Below are 6,000 nucleotides of genomic sequence, written 5' to 3' on the forward strand. Positions count from 1 at the left end.
TCGCAGCCTACATGTGGGGCTTGAGGTTCGTCCTTCGGTCGCGGCGGCGCTGGAATGGGAAGCCGCAGTCCCGTTTGTGGCGTGCGCAATTGCTCGTTAGAACAGGCGAGGGACCGACACGTGCGCCGCACTGTATTGCGGGAACGGTGTGGCGTGGCTGGGGTCCGGGAGGACTGGTTCCAGAGCTTGATCTTCGGCTACTGCCACGCGCTGCCGCACCTATTGCGGCTGCAGATGCTCGGCCATGAAGTCGATAAACACCCTCAGTTTGGGCGTGATCTGGCGGCTGGCCGGCCAGAGCACGTTGAACTGATCGGTCTCGGCAACCCACTCGTCCAGGATGGACACGAGACGTCCGTCAGCGATCTCGCTACGGATCGCAAAGGGCGGCAGACAGGCAATGCCCAGCCCCTCGATCGCCAACGCGATCAGAGGATCGACCGCCGTCGCGCTCATCCGTTCGGGCAAGACAATCTTCGCCTGCCGTTCCCCGCGAGCAAACGGCCAGGGTCGGATCTTGCCGATGCTGGGCGAACGTTGGTGAAGACACTGGTGATGCGCCAGATCGTCAGGAGTTTCCGGCACGCCGCATCTCGCCAGATATTCGGGTGAGGCGACAATTCTCAGTTTAAACCTTCCAACATTGCGGCTCATCAACCGGCTGTCCGAGGGTTGCCCGGTGCGAATGACCGCATCGAACCCTTCCTCCACAACGTCCACCAGCCTATCGCTGAAATCCAGGTCGAGCTGCACCTCTGGCCAGGCGCGCATGAACTTGGCCATTACCGGTGTCAGCAGCATGCCGACCAGCGGCAGACTGACGCGCAGCCGCCCTCTCGGCGTTCGTTTGGAGCGAGCAAGCTCGGCTTCCGCCGCCTCGACCTCCTCGAAGATGCGGCGGCAGCGTTCGAGGAACAGCCGCCCCTCTTCGGTCAGCGTCATATTGCGCGTGTTGCGATGGAACAGGCGCACGTCCAGCTGTTGCTCAAGGCGCACCACCGCCTTGCCAACCGCAGAGGCGGAAAGGCCGAGCTTGCGGCCAGCCGCCACGAAGCTGCCGGTTTCAGCCGATTGCACGAAGGCGTCGAACGCTGTGAGTTTGTCCATGCGCAGACTACTACAGGAAATTTATTCCGTAGTCACCGGAATACCAGCCTGTTTTTCCGCAACAGGCCGTCCGCTATCCCTTGGCCTTCCGCAACCAAGGAGACGATTATGATCCCCTCGTTCACGACCCAGCCCGCCCCAACGACATTCATCGTCAACGTGATCCACGTTCATCCTGGCAAGCAGGAGGAAGCCTTTCGGCTCATCCAGGATGTCGTCCACTATGTCGCCGAGCGGAAGCCTGGCTTTTTGTGGAGCAACCTTGCAAAGAGCACCGATGGACTGACGGTCGTGAACATCGAGGCGATCTCAGACCCCGGCGACGTCGAGATTTTCTTTTCCGATCCGGTGTTCCTCGAAAAATTCCGTAAGCTCGACACCGTCTCGTCGAGCGAGTTTCACACCTACACCGTTGGCGACCTGGTGCTGCCGAAGGCCTCAGCGTGATGCGCCGGGTCGAACGGCTGCCGGTAGCGGGGCTATGCGCACTGGCGATTGCCGGTTTCGTTACCATTCTGACGGAGGCCCTGCCTGCCGGTTTGCTCCCGCAGATCGGGGCATCGCTTGACGTGAGCGAGGCCATGGCGGGACAATGGATCAGTATCTATGCACTCGGGTCGCTGCTTGCAGCGATCCCACTGACGGCGGCAATGCGAAGCTGGCGCAGGCGGCCGCTCCTGCTCGGTGCCATCATCGGTTTCGCTATCGCCAATCTGATTACGGCCCTGACTGCGAGTTTTATCGTCGCGATGGCGGCACGATTCGTTGGCGGCGTGTCGGCCGGTCTGCTGTGGGCGTTGCTGGCCGGGCCATGGCTATTGCGATGGCGGGGACGCCGTTGGCACTCTCCATCGGCATCCCGGCCGGCGCATTTATCGGCAACCTCGCCGGTTGGCGACTGACCTTCGGATTGCTGAGCGGGATCGCGTTGCTGCTGGTCGGCTGGATCATCGCAAAGGTCCCGGATTTCGCGGGCGAGCCTGAAACGCAACGCCCTTCCTTGGCCCAGGTCTTTGTGGTTCCGGGCGTACGCCCAGTGCTGGCGGTGACGCTCTGTTTCGTCCTGGCCCACAACCTCCTCTATACCTATATCGCGACACTTCTGGCCGGCCAGCGCATGACGGGCCAGATCGACAGTGTCCTTCTTGTTTTCGGGGTTTCCGCACTTGTCAGTATCGGTCTGACGGGCGTGTTGATCGACAAATGGCTGCGACCATTGACCTTCACCGGCATCGGCCTGTTTCTTGTGGAGGTCTTGATACTTGCGGTGACGACCGAAGCGCCGTTGGCGATCTACGGGGCCGCACTTATCTGGGGACTGGCTTTTGGCGGGTCGGCGACGCTCTTTCAGACCGCATCAGCCCATGCTGCCGGTCCTGCGGCCGACGTGGCCCAGGCAATGATCGTCACGGCATGGAACATCGCCATTTTTGGCGGAGCCGTCATGGGCGGTGTTATTCTCGAAACCGCAGGAGCAGGTGGGTTGTCGTGGGCAGGTATCGCCCTACTGGCGGGCGCTGCCGGATCGGCACTTTGCATGAAGCGCTGATCCAGCAGGTCCGCCTGCCGCCAATGTTTGGCGCAGATCAATGTGACTTTTGCTTCTACTTATTGAGCTTGTTCGACTGGCGAAGCGTCACTCCGTATTGCCAGTTCCGCCAATATGAGGGAACTGGCGCCAGCGACAAGGAAACCGACTGCCAGGTTCACAACTGACCCGTCATAGAATCTCCCGATGCCAATAGCGTAGAGGGTTGCGACCAAGCTTGACCCCGATGCGATCAGCGATGCCCCAAGGCCAGCGACCTTGCCGAGAGAGCGCATCGCCATGGCGTTGAGATTACCGAACAGTATCCCGATGCAAAAGAAAGCCGAGAACCCGCACACCATCAGAGCGATGAGCGGCAATCGACCATCCCAAGCTAGCGATAGGAGCAGCATAGCAAGACCAACCGATGTCAAGCCAATGAAGGCGGCGCGCGCCATGGCGTCCATGCCGAACCGCTGCACGAACTTGGCATTGAGAAACGATGCTAGCCCTATTCCTGCAGCCAGGATGGCAAAATATGCGGGGAAGGTTTCATCGATCTGATAGGCGTCGAAAAACAGATCGGCAGCCGTGCTCAGGTAGAGGAGTTGCGCGCCGAAGACGAACCCTGTTGCGATGATCAGCAAGGTGACACGGCGATTCGACAGGATGCGCCTGACGTTGTGGAACAGGAGTTTCGGACGAAAGGCTATCCGTTTGTCATCTGGCAGAGTTTCCGGATGTCGCGTCATGAGCCAAAGGCCGAGCAGTCCGGCCATCACGAGATAGATGGCAAAGACGCTCCGCCACCCGCCGAGAGAGATCAGGCCCTGTGCCAGGGCGGGGGCCAGCATCGGCACGAGAATGAAGAGTGTGAACATGAAGGACATAACGCGGGCCATCGCATCGCCCTCGAACTGATCGCGGATCATGGCGCGCGTTGCGATCTTCGGCCCGGACACACCTACGCCCTGAAGGAACCGGCCAAGGATCACCATCTCGAGAGACCCTGCCAGCATGGCAGTGATGGTGCCGGCGACATAGACGCCAAGGCCGAGGACGAGCGCTTTCTTGCGCCCCATCGCATCGGACAGCGGCCCCAGGAGCAGTTCTCCGAACGCCATGCCGAAAATAAAGAACGATATGATGTGTTGCGTGGATAGTGGCGGTGCGACGCCGACCTCTTCTCCAATCTGACGTAGCCCCGGTAGGAGGGCGTCGATGCTGAGCGAGGTCAGCGAGGTCAGAAGGGCGTAGAGCACAATGCGTTCGCCAAAACTGATGGAAGATCTCATGGGTTATGGGCCGTGTAACACGAAAGATGTAGCTGGGATCTGTACCAGTTTCCCAGCAAAGGTCTCGAAATATCACGTCGTATACTCAACGGCGGCGTTCGGGCACCGCATCCCGCCGGGCCCGGAAATGGATGCCTGGGCGGCAGCCGTGCGCTACGCGATCGGGCCCGAGCCTCGAAGGGTACTGGAACTTGCCTGCGGCACGGGAGAAGTGACGAATGTCCTGCTCTCGTCGGTCATGAGATGACGGCACTCGATTTCTCCGAGGATATGCTTGGCGTCGCCCGAACAAAGCATGCTGGCAATCCGAGTTCGGTTCGGTCTTGCGGATGCCGAGCGGACGATGGAACCAGACGAGACCTACGATGCGGTGATCTGCCGTCATCTGGTCTGGACACTGACGAAGCCGGAACAGGCGCGCGCCGACTGGTTCCGCGTGCTGAAACCAGGTGGTAAGCTGCTCGTCTTCGACGGTGACTGGACCAAGCCGACGCTCTTCGGGCGGATCGCGAGCCTCGCTGTCCGCGTGATCGAGGGCTTCATTGAGCACGATCCCTATTACGATGGGGCCATGAGCGAGAAGCACGCAGATATCATGACCCGTCTACCATTCAGCGCCGGGCTCACCGTCGAAGGCCTGAAGCCTCATGTTGCAGCCGCCGGCTTTGCGGATATCCGCTTTCCTTCCCATCGGCCGATCACAATCGCGCAACGCCGCAACGCCAATCTCAGGAACCGGTTACGGACGCTGTTCTATCGCCGCTTCGTGCTGACTGCGTCCCGTCCAGATGGCGCAACCGCAGGTCCGCATCTCAACCGCCTGTCAGGAGCCTCGTCTTGAACAAAGCCAGTGCACTCGTTTTAGTGGCCCTTGCCGCTTCCGCCGTATTCTTCTGTAGCGCACAGCAGGGCGCCGCCCAGGAGACCCACTATCCTTTGTCGATCAAAAATTGCGGCCGGACACTGATATTCGACAAGGCGCCGTCGCGGGCGGTTGCCGATGGCCAAAACTCGGCGGAGTTTTTTTATCTTTTGGGTCTCGGGGACAAGGTTGTCGGTTCAGCACTCTGGGTTGGCCCCGTGCTTGAAGGCTTCGAGGAGGTGGATGCCCGCGTTCCGCGCATTGCCGAGCTTTATCCGAGTTTCGAAGGAATCTTGGCGACGAAGCCGGATTTCGTTTCGACGCAGTTCCAGTGGCAGATCGGTCCGCAAGGCGTGGTGGCCACGGTCGAACAGTTTGAGGAACTGGACATCCCGGTCTACACAGCACCCGCCGATTGCCACTTGAAGGCTAGGAAGGCGGATGGGACCGAACTGCGGAAGTTCACGATGAACTTGGTCTACCAAGAAATCGAGTAGATTGCGCGTATCTTCAACGTTTCCGCGCGGGGAGAACAAGTCATCTCAGAGATGAAGGCCCGCGAGAAGGCGGCGACAGCCCGAATTGCGGCACTGAAGGGTGATGTTTCCGCTGTCTTTTGGTATTCCAGCGCCAAGCTCAATGCAGACCCTTATCTGGCGGGTCAAGGCGGTGTTCCGGCCTATCTGATGTCGGAACTTGGTATTCAGAACGTGGTCGACAGCAATGAGGAATGGCCAACTGCCGGTTGGGAAACCGTCGCTAAGGCGAACCCGACCCTGATTGTCGCGGGCGATATGACGAGGCGCCGTTTTGAGGGCGATGATATTGCTGTAAAGCGCGGTTTCCTTGCGAAGGATCCGGTGGCGAGCGTAATGGACGCGGTGCGGCAGGGGCGAATCGTCGAGATGAAGGTTCAGTTCATGGATCCTACAGTCAGAACGGTCCGCGGGTTTGAGGTTCTCGCAGACGCGCTCGAGCGGGTAAGGCCGCGGCCCACTGGTGCCAGTGATGGTCTGGTTTTGATGGAGCGACTACTGCCGGGATTATCCGAGGCTCGTCACCGCGGTACCCTTCAACGGCAAAACGATGTCAGAATAGCAGGGTCGCCAGTTCGGTTCTCATCAAGAGCTTTTAGGTAATAAGCATGGACAGTGCTCACGTCTGCACCGACTAATTGGGTGGGATCGCAGGTGTATGCAGCAGGGCGC

Annotated in this window: 5 protein-coding genes and 2 pseudogenes; 5 read left to right on the forward strand and 2 right to left on the reverse strand. The window is 59.8% G+C overall.

Features of this window, described 5'->3' with window-relative positions; all coding sequences use genetic code 11:
- Positions 1 to 219 precede the first annotated feature (219 nt).
- On the reverse strand, positions 220 to 1,107 hold the full coding sequence (locus YH62_RS28525) for a LysR family transcriptional regulator (RefSeq protein WP_046797706.1): 888 nt from the start codon (positions 1,105 to 1,107) through the stop codon (positions 220 to 222).
- 108 nt (positions 1,108 to 1,215) lie between these two features.
- Between YH62_RS28525 and YH62_RS28530 the strand changes: the two genes are divergently transcribed.
- Together YH62_RS28530 and YH62_RS28535 are read left to right on the forward strand one after the other, a co-directional pair.
- Entirely contained in the window at positions 1,216 to 1,554 is a 339-nt protein-coding gene (locus YH62_RS28530; protein WP_046797707.1) for an antibiotic biosynthesis monooxygenase, read from the forward strand.
- A pseudogene (locus YH62_RS28535) lies at positions 1,554 to 2,656 on the forward strand (MFS transporter). Before YH62_RS28530 ends, YH62_RS28535 begins: the two are co-directional and overlap by 1 nt.
- Before the next feature lie 59 nt (positions 2,657 to 2,715).
- Here the strand turns inward: YH62_RS28535 and YH62_RS28540 are convergent.
- Positions 2,716 to 3,930 (reverse strand): multidrug effflux MFS transporter, encoded by a 1,215-nt coding sequence (locus YH62_RS28540; RefSeq protein WP_046797708.1) that lies wholly within the window; start codon positions 3,928 to 3,930, stop codon positions 2,716 to 2,718.
- A gap of 94 nt (positions 3,931 to 4,024) precedes the next feature.
- On the opposite strand from YH62_RS28540, the pseudogene YH62_RS28545 reads away from it, so the two are divergent.
- The 3 genes and pseudogenes from YH62_RS28545 to YH62_RS31135 all read left to right on the forward strand — a co-directional run.
- A pseudogene (locus YH62_RS28545) lies at positions 4,025 to 4,771 on the forward strand (class I SAM-dependent methyltransferase); the annotation flags it as partial.
- Positions 4,768 to 5,289, forward strand: coding sequence for a hypothetical protein (locus YH62_RS31130; RefSeq protein ID WP_348625796.1), 522 nt, complete (start codon positions 4,768 to 4,770; stop codon positions 5,287 to 5,289). The pseudogene YH62_RS28545 and the gene YH62_RS31130, both read left to right, overlap by 4 nt.
- A 9-nt stretch (positions 5,290 to 5,298) precedes the next feature.
- Complete coding sequence (locus YH62_RS31135) at positions 5,299 to 5,931, forward strand: ABC transporter substrate-binding protein (protein WP_348625797.1); 633 nt, start codon at positions 5,299 to 5,301, stop codon at positions 5,929 to 5,931.
- The last annotated feature ends 69 nt before the right edge of the window (positions 5,932 to 6,000 follow it).

Source organism: Rhizobium sp. LC145 (genome assembly GCF_001005825.1).
In the GTDB taxonomy this organism is placed as follows: domain Bacteria; phylum Pseudomonadota; class Alphaproteobacteria; order Rhizobiales; family Rhizobiaceae; genus Neorhizobium.

Excerpts from the sequence above, each read along its gene's own strand:
- YH62_RS28540 (WP_046797708.1), bottom strand. The coding sequence starts at position 3,930 with ATGAGATCTTCCATCAGTTTTGGCGAACGCATTGTGCTCTACGCCCTT.
- YH62_RS28530 (WP_046797707.1), top strand. The coding sequence starts at position 1,216 with ATGATCCCCTCGTTCACGACCCAGCCCGCCCCAACGACATTCATCGTC.
- YH62_RS28525 (WP_046797706.1), bottom strand. The coding sequence starts at position 1,107 with ATGGACAAACTCACAGCGTTCGACGCCTTCGTGCAATCGGCTGAAACC.